At 62.6% G+C, this 25,214-nt stretch carries 20 protein-coding genes; 16 read left to right on the top strand and 4 right to left on the bottom strand.

Annotated features, from left to right (window positions below; all coding sequences use genetic code 11):
- Positions 1 to 9: 9 nt before the first annotated feature.
- The 4 genes from K4G53_RS19115 to K4G53_RS19130 form a co-directional block, all read right to left on the bottom strand.
- Positions 10 to 1,026, bottom strand: coding sequence for an alcohol dehydrogenase catalytic domain-containing protein (locus K4G53_RS19115; protein WP_221387268.1), 1,017 nt, complete (start codon positions 1,024 to 1,026; stop codon positions 10 to 12).
- 165 nt (positions 1,027 to 1,191) lie between these two features.
- Positions 1,192 to 2,499, bottom strand: a complete 1,308-nt coding sequence (locus tag K4G53_RS19120; protein WP_221387269.1) for an MFS transporter — start codon at positions 2,497 to 2,499, stop codon at positions 1,192 to 1,194.
- Between the two features lie 62 nt (positions 2,500 to 2,561).
- Entirely contained in the window at positions 2,562 to 3,890 is a 1,329-nt protein-coding gene (locus tag K4G53_RS19125; RefSeq protein ID WP_260323857.1) for an alpha-hydroxy acid oxidase, read from the bottom strand.
- A gap of 66 nt (positions 3,891 to 3,956) precedes the next feature.
- The gene (locus K4G53_RS19130; RefSeq protein ID WP_221387270.1) at positions 3,957 to 4,661 is read right to left on the bottom strand and encodes a GntR family transcriptional regulator; all 705 of its coding nucleotides are present in this window, start codon (positions 4,659 to 4,661) and stop codon (positions 3,957 to 3,959) included.
- Positions 4,662 to 4,814: 153 nt separating this feature from the next.
- Here K4G53_RS19130 and K4G53_RS19135 point away from each other — a divergent pair, with 153 nt between their 5' ends.
- The 16 genes from K4G53_RS19135 to K4G53_RS19210 all read left to right on the top strand — a co-directional run bounded on the left by K4G53_RS19135 (position 4,815) and on the right by K4G53_RS19210 (position 25,212).
- Positions 4,815 to 5,726 (top strand): dihydrodipicolinate synthase family protein, encoded by a 912-nt coding sequence (locus K4G53_RS19135; protein WP_221387271.1) that lies wholly within the window; start codon positions 4,815 to 4,817, stop codon positions 5,724 to 5,726.
- Between the two features lie 11 nt (positions 5,727 to 5,737).
- Entirely contained in the window at positions 5,738 to 6,736 is a 999-nt protein-coding gene (locus tag K4G53_RS19140) for a dihydroxyacetone kinase subunit DhaK (protein WP_221387272.1), read from the top strand.
- Positions 6,733 to 7,350, top strand: coding sequence for a DAK2 domain-containing protein (locus tag K4G53_RS19145; RefSeq protein ID WP_221387273.1), 618 nt, complete (start codon positions 6,733 to 6,735; stop codon positions 7,348 to 7,350). Before K4G53_RS19140 ends, K4G53_RS19145 begins: the two co-directional genes overlap by 4 nt.
- Before the next feature lie 143 nt (positions 7,351 to 7,493).
- A complete protein-coding gene (locus K4G53_RS19150) occupies positions 7,494 to 8,435 on the top strand; it encodes an ABC transporter permease (protein ID WP_221387274.1) in 942 nt (313 codons plus the stop codon).
- Positions 8,432 to 10,255, top strand: a complete 1,824-nt coding sequence (locus tag K4G53_RS19155) for a dipeptide/oligopeptide/nickel ABC transporter permease/ATP-binding protein (RefSeq protein ID WP_221387275.1) — start codon at positions 8,432 to 8,434, stop codon at positions 10,253 to 10,255. The genes K4G53_RS19150 and K4G53_RS19155 overlap by 4 nt, the downstream gene beginning before the upstream one ends.
- Positions 10,256 to 10,260: 5 nt before the next feature.
- On the top strand, positions 10,261 to 11,106 hold the full coding sequence (locus tag K4G53_RS19160) for an ATP-binding cassette domain-containing protein (protein ID WP_221387276.1): 846 nt from the start codon (positions 10,261 to 10,263) through the stop codon (positions 11,104 to 11,106).
- Positions 11,107 to 11,184: 78 nt separating this feature from the next.
- Positions 11,185 to 12,762: an ABC transporter substrate-binding protein gene (locus tag K4G53_RS19165; RefSeq protein ID WP_221387277.1), complete on the top strand. Its 1,578-nt coding sequence runs from the start codon at positions 11,185 to 11,187 to the stop codon at positions 12,760 to 12,762.
- 94 nt (positions 12,763 to 12,856) lie between these two features.
- Positions 12,857 to 13,762 (top strand): Gfo/Idh/MocA family protein, encoded by a 906-nt coding sequence (locus K4G53_RS19170; protein WP_221387278.1) that lies wholly within the window; start codon positions 12,857 to 12,859, stop codon positions 13,760 to 13,762.
- A gap of 32 nt (positions 13,763 to 13,794) precedes the next feature.
- The gene (locus K4G53_RS19175) at positions 13,795 to 14,745 is read left to right on the top strand and encodes an alcohol dehydrogenase catalytic domain-containing protein (protein ID WP_221387279.1); all 951 of its coding nucleotides are present in this window, start codon (positions 13,795 to 13,797) and stop codon (positions 14,743 to 14,745) included.
- Positions 14,746 to 14,780: 35 nt separating this feature from the next.
- Positions 14,781 to 16,382: an aldehyde dehydrogenase (NADP(+)) gene (locus tag K4G53_RS19180; RefSeq protein ID WP_221387320.1), complete on the top strand. Its 1,602-nt coding sequence runs from the start codon at positions 14,781 to 14,783 to the stop codon at positions 16,380 to 16,382.
- Positions 16,383 to 16,431: 49 nt separating this feature from the next.
- Positions 16,432 to 19,278 carry an FAD-binding and (Fe-S)-binding domain-containing protein gene (locus tag K4G53_RS19185; protein ID WP_221387280.1) on the top strand — a complete coding sequence of 949 codons (2,847 nt, stop codon included), beginning with the start codon at positions 16,432 to 16,434 and terminating at the stop codon, positions 19,276 to 19,278.
- Positions 19,279 to 19,310: 32 nt separating this feature from the next.
- Positions 19,311 to 20,660 carry a CynX/NimT family MFS transporter gene (locus K4G53_RS19190; protein WP_221387281.1) on the top strand — a complete coding sequence of 450 codons (1,350 nt, stop codon included), beginning with the start codon at positions 19,311 to 19,313 and terminating at the stop codon, positions 20,658 to 20,660.
- An 80-nt stretch (positions 20,661 to 20,740) separates the two neighbouring features.
- A complete protein-coding gene (locus tag K4G53_RS19195; protein WP_221387282.1) occupies positions 20,741 to 21,406 on the top strand; it encodes a GntR family transcriptional regulator in 666 nt (221 codons plus the stop codon).
- Positions 21,407 to 21,442: 36 nt separating this feature from the next.
- Positions 21,443 to 22,336, top strand: coding sequence for a glucose-1-phosphate thymidylyltransferase RfbA (gene rfbA, locus K4G53_RS19200; protein WP_221387283.1), 894 nt, complete (start codon positions 21,443 to 21,445; stop codon positions 22,334 to 22,336).
- Between the two features lie 973 nt (positions 22,337 to 23,309).
- Positions 23,310 to 24,548: a DUF349 domain-containing protein gene (locus K4G53_RS19205; protein WP_260323870.1), complete on the top strand. Its 1,239-nt coding sequence runs from the start codon at positions 23,310 to 23,312 to the stop codon at positions 24,546 to 24,548.
- 331 nt (positions 24,549 to 24,879) lie between these two features.
- On the top strand, positions 24,880 to 25,212 hold the full coding sequence (locus K4G53_RS19210) for an Lsr2 family protein (RefSeq protein WP_221387285.1): 333 nt from the start codon (positions 24,880 to 24,882) through the stop codon (positions 25,210 to 25,212).
- Positions 25,213 to 25,214: the final 2 nt, after the last annotated feature.

Genomic DNA, 25,214 nt, shown 5'->3' on the forward strand with positions numbered 1-25,214 from the left:
GTGCCTCGGTTAGCTGTTGGGCATCAAAACTGCGCGACCGCGGATGTGTCCGTTCTTGAGCCTTTTGAGGGCCTCGTTGGCATCGTTTAGAGGAAAGGCTTCACAGTGGGCGCGGATCTTTCCCTCAGCGGCTAGTGTCAGGACTTCTCGCATCTGTTGGCGCGTGCCCAGGATTGACCCTACGACTGTTTTCTCCTGGGCGAAGGGCAACGGACCGACTTCCCCGTCCGCCCCGACGACTATGATCCCGCCGGGTTTGGTGGCCTGGATGGCGTGGGAGAGCACGACGCTCGATGGTGCGAACACGATGGTGGAGTCCATTCCGCCATGGCGGCGGATGAGCGACCCGGCACCATGTTCTCGGGAAGAATCGATGACTGTGGCACCGAGCTCGTCGGCCAGGTCCTGGTGTTCCTTGCCACGCGTTACGGCGTAGACGTCAGCGCCATGCAAGGCGGCCATTTGAATTACGAGGTGTCCCACCCCGCCGACGCCGTAGACTGCGACCTTTTTACCCGGCGACAGCCGGGCTTTGCTGACACTTCCGTAGGCGGTGATTCCAGGGCAAAGCAGCGGAGCCGCGTCGAGATCAGAGACGCCTTCCGGCAGCCGGTAGGCGAAGTCCGCTTCTGCAATCATGTACTCGGCGTAGCCGCCGTTTACGTTCTCGCCCGTAATTTTTTTGCTGCGGCACAGCTGTTCACGCCCGCTGATGCAGAACTCGCAGCCGCGGCAGGTGGAGAAGATCGGTTGGACGCCTACCCGGTCGCCGGCCTTGAAGTCGGTAATCCCGGCCCCAACCTCCTCGATTGCTCCTACGACCTCATGTCCGGGGATGATGGGCAACTGGGCCGGAGTTGAGGGAGCCCAGTCGCCTTCGATCATATGCAGGTTGGAACGGCACACTCCGCAGGCGGTCACTCTGATAAGGAGCTGGCCGGGGCCCGGGGATGGTGTCTCAACGTCGGCGATGTCGAGGGCGTTGGTTTCGATGGGTCCAAGGGATTTGAGCATGGCTGCCAGCATGATTAACTCCTGCGCTTTCGTCGGTTAGGGACGCAACCATGGGCTGGTACTAACCGCATTGTGGTTTTTTGCCGTGCGGGTCTGCCCCGGTGGCCGGTACTGTGTCAGGCCCTTGTAAGCTCCGGAGACGACACGGCATCCCAGGCCGATCAGGTCGTCCTCAGGTCAGCGAACGCCCCGGATAAGCTGAGTGATTCCTGCGCCGATGAGTGCAAGTACCGCAGCGGACAGATAGAGAGATGTGTAGTTGCCGGCGCTGCCGGGTGCAGCCCCTACGGTGAGAATGACGGGCGCCAGCAACGGAGCGAGGGTTTGTGGGATGGTGGCTGAAAGATTGAAGACTCCCATGCCTTTTGCGGCTTCTGAGCTTGAGTCAGGCAGTACCTGGGCGACCAAAGCGTAATCGACGCCCAGGTAAAGTCCGTTGGCGATGCCGGCGATTCCGATGCCGATCAGGAAGTGCTCGACGATGGTGGCGAACGCGACGACGAGCATGGCTATGACGAATAGCAGCGATGCAGCGACGACGAATATTTTGCGCCTGCCGATCCGGTCGGACAGCCAGCCGCCGGGGATGCTGGAGACGGCGATGCAGATGGCCAGGATGAACATCGCCGCGGTGAGGATGGGTGCGACGGTTTTCGTGGTGTAGCCGAGGTGGTCGATGAGGAAATACGTCTTATACGTCGTCAACAGGTACAGGGAGGTCCAAACAAAACAGCGACCGATCCACGCTAGACCGAAATCCCGGTGCTTGAACGGATTAACCCACAAGGCTCCGATGAGCGCACGGGCTGAAATGGTGTCGACCTCGCTGCGGCTTTTGGGGACCTCCTTCAGTGTCAGGATCAGAGGCAGCATGAGGGCCACACCCAGGACAGCGGGCCAGACGAACATGCCGGCACCGTCCGTTCCAACGAGTTGAATCAGGAACACGCCGCCCACGACACCGGCCTGAGTCGTCATTCCCATGAACCCGGAAACGCGGCCGCGTAGGGCCGTCGGCACCCTCTCGGGAAGAATCGCAATCGTGGCTGCGACGGCGGCATTGAAGGCCAGCTGCGCTGCGCCCCACGCCACGGTTACGAGAGCTATGTTCGAGGCGAACCCGAGGGCAAACACTGCCAAGGATCCAACGAGGACACCAGCCACGATGAAGGGTCGGCGCTGCCCAAATCGCGATGTGGACCTGTCGCTCAACGCACCGAAGATCGGGTTGGCGAACAGTGCCGCGGCTGCGCCCGCGCTGACCACGAGGGCCAAGGAGGTTGCTTTTCCGTCGGGGTCTATCTGTCCCACGCGCAGCGCCAGCGTGACAGATGCCGGTGTCAGCAATGCGACCCAGATGCCGATCAACGCTGCGATGTAGCGGACGATGAACCAGCCGCCGATCTTTTGACCGGTCAACCGGATTGCCCGGTCGGCTGGGCTTTCGATCAGGGCATCGCGTTTGTCCGCGATATTTTGCAGCATGGAATGCTCCTTGTTTACTCCGTTGTAATGATCACTGTTCCGGGCAGGCAAACTGCCCGCGGTCAGAGTACGGACGCCGCGACGCCTGGGTTATTGGTTGACTCGAAACCTGCTGGCGGCGTTCGGACATGGTGTGTGGTGATCTTGGCTGTGGCGTCCAGGCCGAGCAGCTGAAGTCCCCGCTGGTACTCGGTGCGAAGGATTTCAACGGCCCGCTCCACACCTCGTTCCCCACCGGCCATGAGCCCGTAAAGATAGGCGCGTCCAGCCATCGCCGCATCGGCGCCGGAGGCAATGGCGGCGATGATGTCTTGGCCGTGCCGGATACCGCCGTCGAGAATGACGGTCGCTTCAGGGCCAACAGCTTCCCTCACAGATGGGAGGACGTCGAGTGTTGCCGGTGTCCGGTCCAGCTGCCGGCCGCCGTGGTTCGAAACGATGACTCCGTCGGCTCCTGCGTCCATGACACGTACAGCATCGCGCGCACTGAGCACGCCCTTGACCAGGAGCTTGTGCGGCCACTTGGCCCGCAACCAAGCCAGGTCTTCGTAGTCCAGGCCTGGATCGAAGAGAAGTGCCGCGACTTCGGCGTTGGTCCAGGGAAAGTCCCTGACCGAAGCGAATTCGATCGCGGGAGTAGTCAGTTTGTTGATCCACCAGTAAGGGAAGCGGGACATGTTGGAGAAAGTCCTAAAAGTGAGCGACGGGGGGATGCTCAAGCCGTTGTGGACGTCTTTGAGGCGTCGTCCTCCAACGGCGCAGTCGGTGGTCAGAACCACCGTCGTGCAGCCGGCGCCCAGAGCCCTGTCGATCAGTTCATTGTTCAGCGACTCACTGTTGGTCAGGTACAACTGGAACCAGTTGTCCCCGCCGGGAGCCGCTTCACGGATACCTTCGATGTCGGTGGTGCCCAGCGTCGACAAGGCGTACGGCAGATTGCCGCGCGCGGCGACCTTGGCGACAGCGACCTCGCCTTCATGGTGCATCATCCGGGTGAAGCCCGTCGGTGCGAAAACCAGGGGGAACGCGATCCGCTTTCCGAGCAGCTCGGTGGTGAGGTCCGGGGTCGCTACAGAGTGCAGTATTTCCGGAACGAAGCGCGCTTTCCGGAATGCCTCGACGTTTTCGTTGGCCGTGACCTCCTCATCGGCAGCACCATCGACATAATCGAAAACAGACCGCGGGGTTGTCCGCTGCCCGACGCGACGAAGCTCATCAATGGTCTGGGCGGCGAGGAGCCGACGCTTGACGGGGTCCAATTCCGGCGACCGGAACTGCAACAGTTCGCGCAGTTCTGAAAGGCGGGGCAACTGGCGCTTAAGGCCATCCCCGGTGGCAGGACGCGCCACCTTTTGGATGTGAGCCGGTAGATCGATCTCGGTCCCGACCAAGGGATCCTCCAATGCTTCATTGCTTTGATCGCGCCGCGGGGGGACACCGGGCTGGCGTGCAGACTTCTATCCCAACACCGGAGTTAAATTATCATTAATTCTATCCGCGTAGTAGCGATCCTTTAATCCCAGCACCGAGGACCGCAGATGTTGGCGGAAGGCCGCCTCGGCCCGCTGCGCGTCCCCCACCTCGAGGAAGTGAAGCAGGGCGCCGTGGGTTTCGACCACCGTGGTTTGGTCATCGGGATGCCTGCGTTCGAGGGACAGCCTTGCCCCCCGGTGCCGCTTGACGATCATCGTCCATACTTCCAGGGTCAGCGCAGACCCTGCGGCCGCGCAGATGGAACGGTGGAACTCCATGTCCGCGTCGATGATCCCCATTGCGTCGCCGGCTTTGACTGCCCTCTGGAGCTCGCGGAGCGCGCGGCGGATGGGCTGTAGTTTGACCGGCGGATGTTCAAGAATCCGCCTGACAGCGAAGGCTTCGAGCTCCTCGCGCATCAAGTAGATGTCTTCGATCTCATCCCAGGTTGGTTCTTTCAGCACAGTGCCCGAGTAGGGCACGGTGACAGCAAGGCCCTCCTCGGTGAGGCGCCGCAGCGCCTCGCGGACGGGGGCCTGGGATGTGCCGAAACGCTCCGCCAAATGTGCCACGAGAAGCCGCGATCCAGGGCCCAGGCGACCCTTGAGGATGTCCTCCTGCAGCTGCGCGTAGACCCTGTCTTGAAGGGTGGCGCGTCCTGGACCGTTCTTATGAATGGGGGATGCCATGGCGGACCTTCCTCTCCGTGTGCGGACCGCTGAATCCGACCGGCCCGAACCCGCCAGGGCAGATTCGGTAGCTCTCACGTCTTGCGCTAGTCACTTTTTATCGATAATGTCTTCCATCGTACCTGTAAGTCACATCACAGAAAAGGAACTGACGTGACGCTCACAAAAGACGAAGTAGTCGGAATCTTCCCTCCCCTCTTCACCCCCTTCACCGCCGACGGGGAGCTGGACCGCGATGGCTTCATCGAGGACATCGAGTACCAGCTGCAGCACCCTGTTACCGGCCTCGTCGTTGGTGGCAGCACCGGCGAAGGCCACGCCCTCTCCGGAGAGGAACTCGCGGAGCTGACCAAGATCGCTGTTGACCACGTCAAGGGCCGCGTTCCGATCGTGACCGGCATCATCACCACCACTACGCGGGAAGCAGTCGCCCGTGGCCGCGCCGCCCGGGAAGCCGGCGCACGCGGTGTCATGGTCACCCCGCCGATCTACCAGTCCCCCAGCTTCGACGGCATGGTGGACTTCTACGACCGGATCCACAAGCAGACCGAACTGCCGGTCATCATCTACAACGTCATGAGCCACGCACCCATGACTCCGGCGATTACCCAGAAGCTGGCCGAAATCGGAGCCATCATCGCAACGAAGGAATCCGTTGGCGGCTCCTTCGCGACCCTGTCCGAACTGCTGGACACCGTGGCTGACAAGATCTCCGTCACCTGGGCACAGGACCACCTGCTGTACCCCGGCCTGGCCATGGGCGCCACTGGCTCCATCTCCGGCACCGGCGCGATGTTCCCTGCCGAAAGCATCGCCATGCTCGAGGCCATCAAGCGCAACGACTACGACGAAGCCAAGCGCATCCACTTCGCCCTGGCCCCGCTGACCCGCGCGGTGATGAATGGCAAAAACTGGCCGGCATGGATCAAGGCCGTTGCCACCGAACAGGGCCGTCGCGTCGGCCCCGCCCGCCTGCCGTTCGTCCCGCTCAACGACGAAGAGCTGGCGCTGGTCAAGTCCGGGCTGGAAGTTGCCAAGACCGCTCTGTCCCCCGCAGCTGTCTAAGGACCCACACCATGCAGAAGCTCATCAATGATCCGCAGCATCTCGTAGCTGAGATGCTCGACGGGATCCTGCTCGCGCACCCGGACCAGCTACGCAGTCTCGGTGACGTCCACTCCATCGTCAGGGCCGACGCCCCCGTTCCAGGAAAGGTGGGCATCGTTACCGGCGGTGGCTCCGGCCACCTCCCCCTCTTCCTCGGATACGTGGGCGATGGCCTGCTGGACGGTGTGGCAGTCGGGGACGTTTTTGCATCCCCCACTTCGGAGCAGATCCTGGAGGTGACCCGGGAAGTCGATTCCGGTGCCGGCGTGCTGTACCTCTACGGGAACTACGGCGGAGACCTGATGAACTTCGACCTGGGTGGAGAGCTCGCCGAGCTCGAAGGCCACGTCGTCAAGACCGTTGTCGGACGCGACGACGTGGCCTCCGCACCCAAGGGCGAGGAAGAGTACCGCCGTGGCATCGCCGGTTTGTTCCTGCTCTACAAGGTGGCAGGGGCCAAGGCTGCTACCGGCGCCAACCTCGATGAGGTCGTCGCAACGACCGAACGGGCCGCTGCCGCCCTGCGCTCCTACGGCGTTGGGCTGTCGCCGATGATCCTGCCCGCCGTTGGCCGTCCAACCTTCGAGATGCCTGCAGGCCAGATGGAGATCGGCATGGGCATCCACGGCGAGCAGGGAATCGGCCGTGAAGCGCTCGGAACCGCGGATGACGTCGCCGACACCCTCCTGGACGGCATCCTCGCCGACATCGATATCCGCCAGGGCAGCCGCGTCGCGGTCCTGGTCAACGGTCTGGGCGCAACTCCCGCCGAAGAGCTGTATGTGCTCTACCGCAGGGTCCACCGCTCACTGGCCGCCCGGGACATCACCATCCACCGCAGGTGGGTCGGCGAATACGTCACATCCCTTGAAATGGCCGGCGCATCGCTGAGCATCCTGGTGCTCGATGACGAACTCACCCAGCTGGTCGACGCCCCTGTCCGAACACCATTTTTCGAGCAATCATGACTATCACAGCTGAACTTGAAGCCGTTGCAGCGGCACTTACCAACAACGCCGACGAACTGACCCGCCTCGATTCGATCACGGGCGATGGCGACCTGGGCACCACGGCCGGGAAGGTCGCCATCGCTATCCGTGAAGCACTCGAAAGCGGCGAGAACGACACCCAGGCGCTGCTCATCCTCTGCGGTAAACGCATCGCGGGAACAGCCGCTTCAAGTTGCGGGACGTTGATCGCCACCGCCTTCCTTTCGGCGGCCAAAGCCGTCGGAGACACTGAAGGCCGCAGTCAGCTCGCCGCAGCGTTGCAGGCGGCCGTCGCGGGAATCCAAAAGCGCGGCAAGGCAGGCCCAGGCGACAGGACCATGATCGATGCCCTGGCACCAGCAGCCGAGGCCGCCGCGGCAGGCATCTCGTCGGGAACACAGGATGACTACCTGCAGCGCATATCCGACGCCGCCCGACAGGGAATGCTGGCGACCCAGTCCATGACACCCAAGATCGGCCGGGCACGGTCCCAGCCCGAGCGTGCCCTGGGCAACCCCGATGCGGGCGCAGTGCTTGTATCAATCGCCCTCACCGCGGCATTCCAAGCCGCCTCGGGAGTACTCGAGGCATAGAGAATGCCGGCAAGCCAGGTCCCGGTTTCTGCGGGACGTACAAGGAAGTACAGGCAAGAAATGACTAACTACCGTTCCGTCGCCGGGCGCCTGTTGCACCGGCATTCTCCTTCATCCGTACCGGTGTGGCGGGGGCAATCGCAATGACACGGCTCATCCTTAACCGGGTCGCTTTCGCCATACCGGTGCTTTTCCTCATGTCGATCATCACGTATTTCCTGGTTTCGCTGATTCCGGGAAACGCGGCCCTGGTGATCCTGGGTCAGGACGCCACCCCCGAGCGGGTGGCGGCCCTGAGCGCCCAACTCAAACTTGACCAACCGTTCTACGTCCAGTGGTGGTACTGGCTGATGGACGCATTCAAGGGCGACCTCGGCGTGTCCCTTTACACCGGCCTGAACGTCTCGGACGTCCTGTCCCAACGGGTCTGGCCCACATTCTTCGTCGCCGGATTCGCGACGCTGGCCGCCGCTGTTGTTGGCATCTCCCTGGGGACCTGGGCGGCAGTAAAGCGCGGTGTCGTCGCCAAGGTCCTGGACATGGTGTCCATGCTTGGCATCTCACTGCCGAACTTCTGGATCGCGCTGCTGCTGGTCGTGTTCGTCTCCGGACAGCTTAAGCTGCTCCCGGCACTGGGATACGAGACACCGCAGAACGATTTCGGGGAATGGGTCAGGCACCTCATACTCCCGGTGGCAGCACTGGGCCTGGCCGGCATCGCCATCATCGCCAAGCAAACCCGCGATTCGATGTCGGAGGCGCTAAGCCGTGACTTCATGCGCTTCATGCAAGCCAACGGAATCTCCAAAGCATCACTGATCTTCAAGCACGGACTGCGCTACGCCGCGCTGCCTGTCGTCGCCGCAACCGTCGCGTGCTTCGTCAACCTCTTCGGCGGCACCGTCGCCCTGGAACACATCTTCGCTCTTCCAGGCCTGGGCTCCCTCGTGGTCACCGCCACCACCCAGCACGACCTCGTCACCATCCAGGGCGCCGTCCTGGGCTACACCGTCGTCGTCCTGCTGGCCACCCTGATCGGTGACATCGCCTACGCCCTGCTGAACCCGAAAGTGAGGACCCGATGACCGCCATCATCGCCCCTGACGCCACGGCCACTGCCGTCGCAGTCAAACCAGGCCGCCGCAAGCGGGCCTCGGTCTTCACCGTCATTGCCGGTGTCTGGCTGGCCGTTGTGGTGATCGCCTGCGCCTTCGCATCCCTGATCGCACCGTACGGCCCGCTGGACCAAGACCTCACACAGGTCTTCGCCGGCCCCAGCAGCGCACACTGGCTCGGCACGGACAGCCTCGGCCGTGACCTGCTGTCCCGCCTGATGCACGGCGGGCAGTCAACGCTGGCCGCCGTTGCCCTGGCCATCGGCGTTTACGTTATCCTCGGCAGCACCCTCGGCCTGGTGTCCGGCTACCTCAGCGGAACCACCGACCGGATCATCTCCGGGGCGAACGCCATCGTGATGGCCACACCGCACATCATCATCCTTTTCGTGGTGCTCTCGATTTACCGCGGCAACGTCTTCCTCGCCATGCTCGTGCTCGGCCTCCTGTCGTGCCCGGTGATGGCCATCATGGTCCGCTCAGCTGCGATGGCGGCACGAAACGAACTGTTCGTCGACGCGGCCAGGGTCTCCGGGCTCTCACCGTTCTACATCATCACCCGGCACATCCTGCCACGAACCATGGGCCTGATCGTGGTCCAGGGCGCCGTCTTCGGTGCCACCGCCATTGTCGTCGAAAGCGCCCTGAGCTTCCTGGGTTTCGGCACCCAGCCGCCGGCACCCAGCTGGGGCAACATGGTGGCCGAGGCAGCAGCGAACATCTCCCTGAACTCCTGGATGCTCTACCCGACAGGTGGCGTGATCGCCCTCTCCGCACTAGCCCTCGGCCTGATCGGTGACTCGGTCCGCAATAGCGTCACCGGCGGATGGACCGAACCCAAACTCACGCTCCGCTCCCGGAAACTGCGCACCGGCAGCGCCGGCAGCACCCCGGCGCCTACCGATGGCAGCCTGCTGTCGGTCACAGGCCTCAACGTCGGCTACCGGGTCGGCGGCGACATCAAACCCGTAGTCAAGGACGTCACGTTCCACGTTGGCCGCGGCGAAACCATCGGCCTCGTCGGTGAATCCGGGTCCGGCAAGTCCACCGTCGCTTTCGGAGTCCTCGGCGTCGTAGGTGATTCGGCAGTCGTCACCGCCGGATCCGTGGTCTTCGACGGCCAGGACCTCCTCGGACTCGCCCCGAGGCAGCTTGACGCCTACCGCGGCAAGCGCATCGCCTACGTTGCCCAGGAGCCCATGGTTGCCCTGGACCCCAACTTCCAGATTGGCAAGCAGCTCGTTGAAATCATCACCGCCAACACCGGGCTGAAGGGCGAGCCTGCCAAGGCCAAGGCCGTCGAGCTGCTGCGCCTGGTGGAAATCCGCAACCCCGAAGAGGCCGTGAAGCGCTTCCCCCACCAGCTCTCCGGCGGCATGGCGCAACGCGTCTCGATCGCCATCGCACTTGCTGGGGAACCCGAACTGCTGGTCGCCGACGAACCCACCACCGCCCTCGATGTGACGGTGCAGGCCGGGATCCTGGGGCTGCTGATGAAGCTTAGGGACCAGACAGGAATGTCGGTCATCATCATCACCCACGACTGGGGCGTCGTCGCCGATGTCTGCGACCGCGTGGTGGTCATGTACAAGGGCCAGATCGTGGAGCAGAACACCGCGGAAAACATCTACCGCCGCCCCCAGCACCCCTACACTCAGGCCCTGCTGCGCTCCAACCCCCACGGCGCCAAGGCCGGCGAAGACCTGCCCGTCCTCACCGGTGAATTCTCCGTGGAAGGCATCGCTGAAGCAGCTGAGGAAACCTCCCCCGACGCCCTGGCAGAAAGGTGAGCACCATGAGCGACAAAGCCCTGCTCCGCGTCGAAAACCTCGACGTCACCTACAAACTCACCCGCGGAACCTATAAGGCCGTGGAAAACATCAGCTTCTCCGTCGACCCGGGCGAAGCCCTGGGCATCGTAGGTGAGTCCGGCTCGGGAAAGTCCACCATCGGCCGGGCGATCCTCGGCCTGGCCGAGCCGACGGCGGGACGGATCCTGTTCGACGGCAAGGACATCACCCGGCTGAACCGCAAGGAGCGCCAGCACCTCTCATCGGACGTGCAGGTGGTCTTCCAGGATCCTCGGAGCTCCCTGAACGAGGCGAAAAAGATCCGCGACATCCTTACCGAGCCGCTGATCGCTAACCGGCAGATGAGCAAAAAGGCATCCCTGGACCGGGCCGAGGAACTCCTCGAGCATGTCGGTCTCGGCGCACAGGCCATGGATAAACTCCCGGGGAGTTTCTCCGGCGGCCAGCGCCAGCGCATCGCCATCGCCCGGGCGCTAATGCCCTCGCCGCGGCTGATTATCTGCGATGAGCCGGTCTCCGCCCTGGACCTGTCGGTCCAGGCGCAGATCATGAACCTGTTTCGCAGAGAACAGCGGGAAACCGGCGTCTCCTACGTCTTCATCGCCCATGACCTCGCCGTCGTGAGAGTCCTCTGCCCCCGCGTACTGGTCATGAGCGCGGGACGGGCCGTGGAATCCGGGACTACCGATGAGGTCTACAACTCCCCCAAAGAGGACTACACCAAACGGCTCCTGGCCGCCGAGCCGCATCCGGACCCGGCAATCCAGCGCGAACGCCGCAAAGCCTGGAACACCCTTACCCAGTCCGGCGCGATCATGGCCGGCGCCTAGGCGCCGGCCGCACACCACCATTACCCAGTGCGGGCCACACGGCGCGCATTGACCAGCCATAGAAAACAGGAGTAGACAATGTCGTTTCTCACTACGCGGCGGCAGTTCGCCACTGCCGCCGTCGCCGCAGGTGCCGCACTCGCCATGGGCCTTTCCGGCTGCGCGGGCGGCAGCAACGGGGCCAGCACGTCGGCCTCGAAGGTCCTCACGGTCGCCGCCAGCGCGGGCCCGACCAGCCTGGACCCCATGCTTCAGTCGGTTGACCAGATCAACAACATGTACATTAACCTCACCTACGACTCCCTGACCCGCATTGACGGAAAGGGAAACGTCGTCCCCGACCTCGCCACCAAGTGGGAGTACACCGACCCCACCACCCTCACGGTGACCCTCCGTGACGGCGTGAAGTTCTCCGACGGCAGCCCGCTGACCGCCCAGACCGTCGCGAAATCCTTGGACTACGGCCGCACCAAGGGCGTCAACGGCCCGAACTGGCTCGGTTCGATCGCATCCGTCACCGCTGCAGATGACAAAACGGTCCTGATCAAAACCAAGGAACCGAACGACGCCCTGCCCTCGCTGCTGTCCCAGCGCATGCTGCTCGGATCTGTCATCAGCGACAAGGGACTGGCAGACCCGCAGGCACTCAAGAGCGGCAGCTACGGCGCCGGCGCCTACATGCTGGACACCGCTTCGACTGTGGCCAACGACACCTACACCTTCGTCCCGAACAAGAACTACTGGGACCAGGGAAAGATCAAGTGGGACAAGATCGTCATTAAGGTCGTAGGCAACGCCGCAGCCGCCCTCCAGGCCGTCCAGAGCGGTTCAGCCGATCTCTTCAGCGCCGACGCGCCGACGGCCACCGCTGCCAAGGCAGCCGGCCTGGCAGTGGCCACGGCCCCGTTCGGGCTGACCGGCATCGAATACAACGACCGCGACGGTGTCCTCGTCCCGGCACTGAAAGACCCCCGGGTCCGGCAGGCGCTGAACTACGCCATTGACCGCAAGTCCATCGCCGATGCCGTCTACAAAGACCTTTCCATCCCCGGCACCACACCGGTCCAGAAAGGCTTCCCCGGGTACAACGAGGAGGACAACTCCGCCTACGCCTATGACATGGACAAGGCCAAGCAGCTGCTCGCCGAGGCCGGCTATGCCAATGGATTCAGCTTCAACATGTCATCCCCGACGGCCAACAACACCAACCTCATGGCGCAGGCCGTCATCCAGTCCTGGGCCAAGCTGGGCGTGAATGCGAACCTGACCACCTACACGGATCTGGGCCAGCTCACCACCGACATCCTGGCCAAGAAGTACCCGGTATCAGCCTTCAACTACGGTGCCCTGCCGACGTATGTGCAGTCCAAGAGCTTCTTCACAGGCGGCGCAACGCAGTTCAACGCGTTCAACACCAGCAACGACCAGATCACCCAGGCACTCGTTGAGGCATCGCAGGCAACCACCGAAGACGCCCGCGACGCCGCCTACCGCAAGGCATGGCACACAGCCGTGATCGACCAGGCGTGGCTGACCAACGTCTACACCCGCTTCCAGCCAACCGTCTACAACGACAAGAAGATCACCGGCGTGGACATCTCAACGCAGAACCCTGTCGTTGACCTCGCCTGGACCGTCACCCCGGTCACCAAGTAGCGGCTTCGGGCCGTAACACCGAAAGCCCGGTGCGGGGAAGCAGCAAAGGCTGACTTCCCCGCACCATCCACTTCCAGGACGGAACGAAAGCAGCATGAAATCAACCGTGGGAATCGCCGGAACCGGCGTCTGGGCCCAACGCGTGCACCTCCCCGCCCTCGCTGCCCACCCCGACGTCACCTTGGCCGGGATCTGGGGCCGTGACCAGGCCAAAACCCGGGCCATCGGTGACCAACTTGGCATTAGGGTGTTCGACCGGTACGACCAGCTCCTGGAAGCCGTAGACATCATTGACCTCGCAATTGTCCCCGGGCTGCAACCTGAATACGGCCTCCAGGCCGCTGAGGCCGGATGCCACCTCATGCTGGAAAAACCAGCCGGTACCGACGCAGCCTCCGTGAAAGCACTGCACCAGGCGATCACCAGCCATGACCTGGCCGCAACCGTGTTCCTTGGCAGGTTCTTCGATTCCGAACGGCTCCCGTGGCTCGAAGCCCACGCAATCCGTCCCTGGGAACATGCACGTGCCGAATGGATCGCATCGAGCTTCCTGGCTGGAAACGCCTTCGCCGGACCATGGCGGGACCAAGCGGGTGCGCTGTACGACGTCGGCCCGCACATCCTTTCCCAACTGGATTTCCTGCTCGGTCCGGTCACAGACTTCACCATCAGTAACTGGGACGCCGAAGGCGACCTTGCCCTCGCGTTCCACCATGAATCCGGTGCCACCAGCGACGTACTGATCAACGTGCACACCGCCGTCGACCAGACACGCGAGGGCCTTGTCCTCACCGGACCGGGAGAATCGGCCCTTTCACCCCACAGCCCCATCAACCACGGGCTCGCGTTCTCCGCCATGATCGACCACCTCCTGGCACAGATCCGGCACGCCGAGACCAACGACTCCATCACCCGCATGACCGGCACCGGCGCGGCGCTGCGCCACGTCGAGCTCATGGAACGAATCCACGCTGCCGCCCCTCAGGCAGCAGCCCACTGATGGCTTCTCGGAAGGAAGCGGAAGGACACGAAATGACCACCCAGACCAAGCAACTGCGCTCAGTCCAAATGGCGGGCCCGGCACACCTGAAACCAGCATCCACTACCGACACGGTCGTCCCCGGCCACGCTGAAGTACGGGTCAGACTGGAACTTGCCGGGATCTGCGGAAGCGACAAACCCGGATTCGTCTGGGGCAAGGACAAAGACGGGAACAGCCCCGCAGGGTTTCCCACCCACGAATGCATCGGCACCGTGCTGGAAGCACCCGGCCACCCCGACCTGGTGGGCCAGCGCGTCATCGCCATCCCCAACCACGACGCCGGGCTCCGCGAGGAATTCTGCGCCGCGGTCAGTAAGACCTACATCCTCCGGTACCAGCTGCCGGATACAACCGCCATCCTCGCCCAGCCCCTGGCCACCGTTCTGGCAGCCATTGACCGACTCGGCGACATCCGCCGCGCCAGTGCCTGCGTCCTGGGCCTGGGCCCCATCGGCCTCATGTTCGGCTACGTCCTGCGGGAACGGGGCGTCGGCTCATTGGTCGGTTACGACCGGCAGGACCGATCCGGCGCCCCCTTCAGTTCTTCCTTCGACCGCACCACGACGGAGATTGAGTCCGACGCCGCCTTCGACATCGTCGTCGATGCCGTAGGGCACGACCAGGACCTGGTCAACTTTGCGATCAGCAAGACCACGCACAGCGGGACCATGCTCGCCTTCGGCGTCCCCGACGACGACATCTACGCCCTGAACTACAAAGCGTTCTTCCGCAAGTGCCTGGCCATGATCGCCAACGTCCAGCCGGACTGGCAGACCTACCTGCCCCTGGCGGAAGAGTTCATCGCAGCCCACCCCGACCTGGGCAAACTGGTCACCCACGTCTTCGACGTTGCCGAGGCCCAGTCCGCGTTTGAAACCGCGTTCCTGCTGGAAGACCCCGCCCGCGGCAAAGTCCTCATCAGCGCAGGATCATGGCAATAACCGAAAACCAGTACATCCCAGCCAAGGAAACAATTGTGATTCTGACCGGACACTCACTCATCGCAGGCCGCTCCGCCGCCGGAACCGGCGGAAAGACCACGGGCTTCAACCCAGCCACCAACCAGCCCCTGAACCCGGCGTATACCCTCATCAGCCCGAATCAGCTCCAAGAAGCCACATCCGCCGCAGCCGAGGCATTCGAGTCCTTCCGCGCACTCGACCCGCACACCCACGCTGCCTTCCTGGATTCGATCGCCGAAAATATCGAAGCCGCTGGCGATGACTTGCTGGCACGCGCGGCCCTCGAAACCGGGCTCCCCTGGGCCCGGCTGGAAACCGAACGCTCACGCACCACCAAGCAGCTGCGCCTCTTTGCAGACGTCGTGCGGCAGGGAGACTTCCGCGGCGTCCGCATCGACCCCGCACAGCCGGACAGGACACCCCTGCCCCGGCCCGACATTCGCCAACGCCAAATCCCGCTGGGACCCGTGGCCGTGTTCGGTGCCAGCAACTTCCCATTCGCCTTCTCCACGGCCGGTGGCGATACGGCATCGGCCCTGGCCGCCGGCTGCCCTGTCGTATTCAAAGCGCACAACGCCCACCCGGGGACCAGCGAAATCGTCGGGCACGCCATCACCCAGGCCGTAAAGGACCACGGACTTCACCCTGGTGTGTTCTCCCTCATTTACGGTCCCGGCTCCAGCATTGGCCAGGCCCTGGTTGCCGACCCTGCCATCAAAGCTGTCGGCTTCACCGGTTCCCGGGCCGCAGGCACCGCCCTCATGCGCACCGCTGCCGCACGCCCGGAACCCATCCCCGTGTACGCGGAGATGTCCTCCCTTAACCCGGTCTTCGTCCTTCCCGGCGCTCTGGATGGCGACGTGGACGCCCTGGCCAGCCAATACATCACCGCCGTCACCGGCAGCTCCGGCCAGCTCTGCACCTCCCCCGGCCTGTTGTTCGCCCCCGCAGGGGAGGCTGGCGACAAACTCGCTGCCGCCGTCGGACGCGCTGTTGCTGGCTGCAGCGGGCAGACGATGCTTACCCAAGGCATCGCCAGCGCCTGGCACCAGGGCGTCGACGCGCTGTCGGGAACCCCGGCCGTAACCCCGTTGGGCCACGGCATTGAAGGAGAAACCCAGAACGCCCCGGCCCCGGCCGTGTTCGAAGCCCCACTGCCGGAGTTCCTGGCAAACCCGGTCCTGCATGATGAAATCTTCGGGGCGGCGAGCCTGGTCATCCGCTACGAAACCATCGAAGACCTCATCAGGGCTGCGGCCCAGCTCGAAGGGCAACTGACAGCGACGCTGCAACTCACGGAATCGGACCATGACGAAGCAGCCCGGCTGTTACCTACCCTTGAACGCAAGGTCGGCAGGATCATCGTCAACGGCTGGCCCACTGGGGTGGAGGTCGGACACGCCGTCATCCACGGCGGCCCCTACCCGGCGACCTCGGATTCCCGGACGACATCCGTCGGGACGCTGGCCATCAACCGCTTCCTGCGGCCGGTTGCCTACCAGAACCTGCCCGATGAACTGCTGCCGCCGGCGCTGCAGGAGAACAACCCCTGGCACCTGATCCGCAGGATCGACGGCTCGCTGGTCATGCCGGAACCGTCCCACGCGGCCAGCTAAAGCCCGCTACGCACCAGCACTGCACTACCGCTCACAGGAGAAGCTACCGATGGCCACCACCACGACCGAACCCTACCGCGCACCAGCCCAGGCACTCGTCGCCGACCTGCGTGCCCGGATCCACGGAACGGTCGACGACACGTCCTTGACCCGGGCACTCTACTCCACGGACGCCTCGAACTACCGGGTCGTCCCCGAGGTGGTAGTGATGCCCGAATCCAAAGAGGATGTCGTGGCCGCCGTGGCCGCCGCCCGGACGCATGGCATCCCTGTCACAGTCCGCGGCGGCGGTACCTCCTGCGCCGGCAACGCGGTGGGGCCGGGCATGGTGCTGGATTTCTCACGGCACATGAACCGCGTCCTGGCTCTCAACCCTGAATCCGGCACAGCGGTAGTGGAACCTGGGACGGTGCTCAGCACCCTACAGCGGGAAGCCGCACCGTTCGGCCTGCGGTTCGGGCCCGACCCATCCACCGCGACCCGCTGCACCATCGGCGGAATGATCGGCAACAACGCCTGCGGCCCGCACGGACTCTCGTACGGGCGGACTGCCGACAACGTCATCGCCATGACCTGGCTCACCGGCGACGGCGACATCATCACCGTCGGTTCCGGAACCAACGCACTGGACGTGGTCCCGGGCCTGGCCGAATTCGTCAACGACCACCTCGCCGTGCTCCGCACCGAATTCGGCCGGTTCGGGCGGCAAATTTCCGGCTACTCCCTCGAACACCTGCTGCCCGAAAACGGACGCAACCTCGCCGCCGCCCTGACCGGCACCGAGGGGACCTGCGGAATCCTCCTCGAAGCCACGGTCAGGCTGGTGCCGCGCGCCGCGGCACCAGCCCTGGCCGTTCTCGGATACGCGGACATGCCCTCCGCTGCCGACGATGTTCCCAATCTGCTGCCCTCCCGCCCGCTGGCGCTGGAAGGACTCGACGCCCAGCTCGTCGACGTCGTCCGCCGGGCACACGGAGCCGCCAGTGTCCCCGCGTTGCCGGCAGGCGGCGGCTGGCTCATGGCCGAAATCGGCGGAGCAACATCGGAAGAGGCTCTTGAAGCGGCCGGTAAGCTCGTCGCAGCCTCCAACTCCACAGATGCCGTTATCCTGCCGGCCGGGCCGGAAGCAACACGGCTGTGGCAAATCCGTGCCGACGGCGCCGGACTGGCTGGCCGCACAGCCCAAGGGCAGCAGGCCTGGCCCGGCTGGGAAGACTCCGCCGTGCCACCGGAACACCTTGGAGACTACCTGCGGGGCATGGAAGCTCTGATGGCCGACGAAGGCGTCTCCGGGCTTGCCTACGGACACTTTGGAGACGGGTGTGTCCACGTTCGGGTTGACTTCCCCCTGGAGAACAACGCCGCCCTGATGCGAAGGTTCCTCGAACGCGCCGCCGCCCTCGCCGCCCACTACGGAGGGTCCCTCTCCGGCGAACACGGCGACGGCCGGGCACGGTCGGAGCTGCTGTCCACCATGTACAGCCCCGAGGCGCTGCAGGCGATGGAGAAATTCAAGGCCCTGTTTGATCCCGAAGACCTGATGAACCCCGGTGTCGTCGTCCGGCCCGCCCCGCTCGATGCCGACCTCCGCCGCCCCCAGGCTCTGCCGCTGACAGCAACCGACGGATTTGCGTTCGCCCACGACGGCGGCGACATCACCAAAGCCGTACACCGGTGCGTCGGCGTCGGAAAATGCCGGGCCGACCTGCGTGAACAGGGCGGCTTCATGTGCCCCTCCTACACGGCGACCAGCGACGAGAAAGACTCAACCCGAGGCCGGGCCCGTACACTGCAGGAGATGCTCAACGGCGGCGTAGTCACCCTTGGCTGGAATTCACCCGAGGTCCACGATGCCCTCGACCTGTGCCTCAGCTGCAAAGCGTGCGCCAATGACTGCCCCACCGGCATCGACATGGCAATGTTCAAATCCGAAGCCCTTCACCAGTCGTACAAGGGACGCCTCCGCCCGCTCAGCCACTACACACTCGGCCGACTCCCGCAGTGGCTGAAACTCGCAGCCCCCGTCGCCCTCGTGGTCAATATCGCTGGGCGGATCCCGGCACTGCGCAAACTCATGATGACAGCGATGGGGGCGGACACCCGCCGTTCCCTCCCCGACCTGCCATTGGCACCGTTCCGGTGGACCAAACAAGCAAAGCGAACAACGCCGTCCACCGATCCCAGGGCACCACAGGTGCTGCTGTGGGTCGATTCCTTCTCCGACGCCATGGCCCCCGGCATTCCCAAAGATGCCTTGGAAGTCCTCCACGCCGTAGGCGCAGACGTCGAAGTAGCAGGTCAGGGCGCCTGCTGCGGACTCACACTCATTTCCACGGGCCAACTCACCGCCGCCAAGGCCAAACTCCGGAAAACCCTCGATATCCTCATCCCTCACGTACGGGCAGGCCGGACCGTCGTCGGACTCGAACCAAGTTGCACCGCCACGCTCCGCTCCGACCTGTTGGAACTGCTCCCCGATGATCCGCGCTCAGCGGAACTGGCGCGCTCGGTGAAAACAATCGCCGAGTTCCTCGCCTCGATCCACTGGACCCCGCCAAAGCTTGAAGAGAAACTGCTCGCCCAGCCCCACTGCCATCAGTACTCCGTCATGGGATACAACGCCGACGTAGCACTTTTGGAGTCCATGGGATGCGACGTTGAAACCTCGGCAGGGTGTTGCGGACTCGCAGGAAACTTCGGCATGGAAAAGGGTCACTACGAGACTTCGGAGAAGATCGCCCGAGACGGTGTCCTGGCCAAAGCAGCAGCCCACCCTGACCGCTCTATCCTCGCCGACGGATTTTCCTGCCGAACCCAGGTCAAAGACCTCGCCGGCCTCGACAGCCGGCATCTCGTGCAAGTCCTTGCCGAGGCAATCCGGAACAAAGAAGGCTGAGTCCAGCCGCCCATTCACCGCGAGGACACCTAATGCCGCACGAATGGCGACAGCAACCCTTCCGGACTGACAGGGACCTGAGGCGCCGCTACGTCCGCGCCGGCGCACTGACCCTGATTACAGTCGGACTCGCAGCACTAAACACCCGTGCTCCGCTCGTCGGGCTCGGACCGGTCCTGGGGTCCATTCAACAGGAGTCCGGCCTTAGCACCGCGGCGGCCGGTCTGCTGACCGCTATCCCGGTCCTGTGCTTTGGGCTGGTGACTCCGGCGACGGGGTGGCTCATCGGACGGATCGGCCTCAACCACGCCATGCTGTACTTCTTTGCTGCCTTGGGCGTCGGAATCTTCCTGCGGTCTTTTGCAGGGACACCCGGCGCAATCTTCGGCACTGTCATGATCGGTATCGGCATGACGATCATGAACGTGGCGACCCCTCTGTTCATTGGCAGGGATTTTCCAATGCGCGCTGCGCTCCTTACCGGATTGACGACCGCGGCTGCCAATGTCGGTACCACCCTCGCGGCTGCGTTCACGGCTCCGTTGGCAGGAGTAGTGGGCTGGCGGTGGGCATTGTTCGCTTGGGCAGGTATCACCGCCATCGCCGCTGGTGCTTGGCTGCTTGTTTTTCCGCCCTTCCTTGACCATCCCCGCTGGAGCACAAGACGCCAAGCACAGTCCGTAAACAAGCAGCCGGCCGCCACCACTTACCGTAAGGCTCCGGTTAGCAAGCGCAGCAATGGGACAAAACTCAGCTCGGCAAATCGGCGCATGATGCTCTACTTCACTGCCGCCTTCGCCTTTCATAACATGGCCTACTACGCCATCACGTTGTGGCTCCCAAGTTTTCTGATGGAAACCCGGGCAATGGCATCATCCGAGGCCGGAGTGGCGGCCAGCCTATTTCAGCTCCTGGCCATCATCGGGCCGCTGCTCATTCCTCTCTTGACCCGGGTACTGGGGTGGGGAGCCCAAGGTTTGTTCATCACGGTAGCCAGCTGTTGGATCATTCTGCCTTCTGGTCTGCTGGCAGCACCCCAGCTATGGCCCCTATGGGCTGCACTCGGAGGCATTGCCCAAGGCGGAACCTTCACCGTCATCTTCACTGTCGTGATCGAGCGGGCTCCAAGCCTTGCCGAAAACCGCCGTATGACAGCATTCATCCAGTCCATTGGCTATGGCATTGCGGCGTCGGGTCCCGTTTTGATGGGACTCATTCGCGATGTCGCCGGAGGGTGGACGCCACCGCTCCTTCTCATCGTTGGTGCCCTCATCATTATGGCGGCGTGCGGCGTCTCAGGCATCAGAACGTCCAGTCATAAGTTCTCCCCGTCACGACAGCCCGATACCCCCGCTGCCCATAGTGTGGAGCAACGGCTCTAGAAAACTTGGCACCCTGTTGGAAGCCTCCACATCTCCGAAGGACTATCGTTAAAGCACCGACGAAGGAAATGGACGGAACGATGGCTGAAACAGTGGGACCGCGGTCTACGCTGCAGGACAGGGTGTACACGCGGTTGCAAAACGAAATCGCAAATGGTGAGCTCGCCCCCGGTTCAAAGCTACTCGTTGCGCACCTGGCCGAACGCTTCGGCACGTCCCAAGCCCCCGTCCGTGAAGCCCTGCGCCGCCTCACTGAAGAAGGCGTCGCGGTCACGGTGCCGTACGCCGGGACTGTCGTGAAAGAACCCACATGGGAAGAAATCGAGGACATCTACCTGCTGCGCGAGGAACTGGAAGCCTTCGCCGTACGCAGGATCCTGACCCACTCTCCCACCAAGCTACAAGGCATCAAACGGGCATTCCGAGACCTCCAGCGGGCAGTGCGCGCCGGAGACCCCGTCGCCGTCATCGACGCTGACGTCGCGTTCCATCAATCCGTATGTGTTGAGGCCGGAAGCAGCCTGACCCTCGAAGTCTGGACCATGATCGTCAAACGATTCCGCGGCGTACGACTCCTGCTGGAAAGAGCGAACCCCGACGATCTCAGCACTGTCATCGAAACCCATGGTTCACTCGTGGACGCGCTGGAGACCGGGGACGCCGAACTTGCCGAAAAGGCCTTCCGGGAACACCTTCGCTCGGCAGCCAGGAACATTAAGCGGCGGTACCCAACCAACCAAGATTAACGATAATTTTTTCGATGTTCGGGTAGACTAAAGCACATGCGCGGAATAATCCTGGCCGGTGGAACCGGATCCCGGCTTCACCCAATCACCCTCGGAATCAGCAAACAGCTCGTGCCCGTCTACGACAAGCCGATGATCTACTACCCGCTGTCCACGCTGATCCTGGCCGGAATCCGCGACATCCTGATCATCACCACGCCTCATGACGCAGAGCAATTCCAACACCTGCTCGGCGACGGTTCACAGTTTGGTGTGAATCTCACCTACGTCCAGCAACCGTCCCCTGATGGCCTGGCCCAAGCATTCATCCTCGGCGCCGGCCACATCGGCAACGAGACCGTTGCCCTTGTACTTGGCGACAACATCTTTTATGGCGCAGGACTGGGCACCCAACTGCAACGGCACGCGGACATCGACGGCGGAGCCGTTTTCGGCTACTGGGTCAATGACCCAAAGGCCTTCGGCGTCGTGGAATTCGACAGAGAAGGTCGTGCTTTGTCCTTCCAGGAAAAGCCGGAACATCCGCGAAGCCATTACGCCGTCCCTGGCCTCTACTTCTACGACAATGACGTCATCGAGATGGCGAAACAGCTTCGGCCCTCCGCCCGCGGAGAACTTGAAATCAGTGACATCAACCAGGCCTATCTCGAAAAAGGGAAGCTTCAAGTAGAGATCCTGCCTCGAGGCACGGCCTGGCTGGATACTGGAACGTTTGATGGCCTCATCGAAGCAAGCAACTTCGTTCGAACCCTGGAAAGCCGGCAGGGCCTCAAAGTAGGTTCGCCGGAGGAGGCTGCCTGGCGGGCCGGCTATATCTCCCACGATGAACTTCGAGCGAGGGCCGAAGGTCTGGTCAAGAGCGGCTATGGAAGCTACCTTTTGGGACTCCTTGAATTAGAAGCCCACGCGGGTAGCGTGTCCATTCGTTGACTCCCGACTTTGGGAATTAGTGCGCGGCCGAGTATCGCCTCCAGCTGGGGCCAACCAGAGCCGGGTTTCGCGCTCGATGCCGCCAGATGACCCGAGACCTTCCTGGCCCGACTTCAAATACTCGGCGCGGCTGCCGAGTTGCCAAACCATACCACCACGACGCGACCCGCATAAGGAGAGACATGGGCGCAGCCATAAGCACGAACCTGAACCCCAACTCAGCACTAAAGAACAACTCGCTGACAATAACAGTCCTCAGCAGAGCTGACATGGACAGGCAGCTAGAAGAAGGTGCGGATCTCCTCCGCAGACTCGCAGAACGGCAAGGCGGAATCCACGGGATTATGGCTACCCGACACTCCGCAGTGGACTTCACTTTGGAGCTCCACCCCGGCGTTCCCTTTGGAACCACGCGTGAACGACAAGCCTGGTAATCCCTACTTTAACTAGCGATCTTCCAGATGAAGTACACCCTAATTTGACGTCAGGTACTCCCCAAACGTGCGTCAGAGATGGTTGCTTACACTCCGATCCTGACATCACGACGCGTGGGTCATAGAACCTGATCTGACGCTCCACGCTGCGCTCTGGCTTCACCAATAAACATGCTTTGGTCCGAGCTTTTGGACCTTGCGTCAAGCTAAGGAACTTTTGGCCTGCCAAACCCTCGCCGCTAGCCGAAGAAAACCCGGAAATCACTCACGCAAACCCTAAGATTTGTCTCAACCGAAATGCCCCAGTGCATTCCGTCTGTAGATTATCGACATTGAAGAGGGGAACAATGAGCGCTGGCAGTAAGTGGACTGGCGCCCGGGTCCTGCACAGGACGTTTAACGGCGAACAGGTAACGATCAAAATTGCCACTGACGGACAGGACGCGCTTGTTGCAAGGGGACACCTGGCAGATGTCCAGCCAGGTAACGACCACGTTCATGTCTGGGACTTAGCTACCGGTGACTTTCGACTCCATGACATGCGTCTCTCACGCAGCTTGCTACCCAACATTCGAGACGACGAGCGAAATCGGCCGACACCACGGGACGAAGCGAGACATGCTGATTTGGTCAGCAGGGCCCAAAGCCTTGCGCGTTCTGGGACGCCGGACGCTAGGACTATATCCGCGGCTCGAGAACTCGATCGTGAATGGAAATCTGCAGGCAAGGCCTCTCCGGCCAACTATCATGCATTCCGGTCTGCCATGGATGAAATCTTTGCCGCAAACAAGCAGCGAATTGACCAAATGAAAGCCGACTGGGCGGCGAATAAGAGCGCGAAGGAACGCCTGGTTTCGCAGGCTGAGTCTCTCGCGTCCAGTTCGGATCTCCGAGCGGCTTCCGATCGGATGAAGTCCCTCGGCGATGAGTGGAAGCGCATAGGCCCGTGCGAAAAGTCTGATAATGAGCGGCTGTGGGGACGATTCAATGCTGCGCGCACGCGTCTTCGTGAACGCAAGGACCAAGAGTTCAACAAGCGCAAAGCGGAGTGGGCAGCGAATAAGAGCGCGAAGGAACGCCTGGTTTCGCAGGCTGAGTCTCTCGCGTCCAGTTCGGATCTCCGAGCGGCTTCCGATCGGATGAAGTCCCTCGGCGATGAGTGGAAGCGCATAGGCCCGTGCGAAAAGTCTGATAATGAGCGGCTGTGGGGACGATTCAACGCTGCGCGCACGCGTCTTCGTGAACGCAAGGACCAGGAGTTCAACAAGCGCAAAGCGGAGTGGGCAGCAAACAGAAGCGCAAAAGAACGCCTAGTGGGCCGGATGTCTTCCCTTTCCTCATCGTCAGACTATCGGGCAGCGAAGGATGAAGCTCGCTCCTTGACGGACCAGTGGCGGGCTGTCGGACCATGTGAAAAATCCGATCAGGAGCGTCTTTGGAATGACTTTAAGTCAGCAAAAGACCGCCTATTTGAAGCGGCGAAACGAGACGGGGAACAACGCGCTGCCGAGCGCAGGCAACGCGCGTGGGAACGGGTCTCTCGCTTGGAAGAGCAGTTGAGGAACACAGAGGCGGCGCTTTACCGTGCCCAAGATTCATACTCGCGAGCCCTATCAGCAAGGTCCCCGTCCATGAATAATCCGAACTGGATGACCATTGTGCGAAATCAACAGGAACGGCAGTCCAACGCGAGGTCGAAGATTGCTTCTCTCGAGCAACGAAAGTCAGACTTGGTGTACAAGCTCATGGACGCGCGGTCGAAAGCCAACTCCTTGTGAGTCCATTTCAACTTGCGCAACAAGCTGTTGCGCAAGTTTTGGAGGCGCCGGCACAGCTGGTTCCGCTGCCCACAGCCGGGGAGAACCCTGATGGGTTATCCACCGCTACTGCTGCTGAGGGAGCCTTCCCGATAGCTCCCGGTTTCAGCCGTGGATAACCCGGGTTGACCCCAACTGTGGACTGCTCGCTTCGTCAGCGCCTTTCGCTGCGCACTTCTTATTGCCCAGCTGTTTCGAAAGTTAGCCTCGTCCTTCTTGGTCTCCTCAGCGGTTCTATTAATCACCTGCGACTGGCACATCCTTTCGTTCAGCAGGCTGTTAAAATCGTTTTATGGCAAAAAAGACGGTCGTGGTTCTGGAAGATGACATTGATGGCTCGGAAGCTAGCGAAACGATATCTTTCGCCCTCGACGGCAGTGAATACGTGATTGATCTGAACGAGGGGCACGCAAATGAACTGCGCGGGGCCCTCAGTCGTTTTACTGAGGCTGGACGCAGGGTATCTAGCGGCCGTGGTCGCTCGGCGGCGGCCCGCACGAAGTCCTCGCAGGGCGGGCCGGATGCAAAAGCGGTACGGATGTGGGCAGTTGAGAACGGCATCCAGGTAAATACTCGTGGTCGTATTCAAGCGGAAGTCGTGGAGAAGTACGAAGCCGCTCACTAGGG

It is taken from the genome of Arthrobacter sp. MAHUQ-56 (assembly GCF_019710585.1).
Lineage (GTDB): Bacteria > Actinomycetota > Actinomycetes > Actinomycetales > Micrococcaceae > Arthrobacter.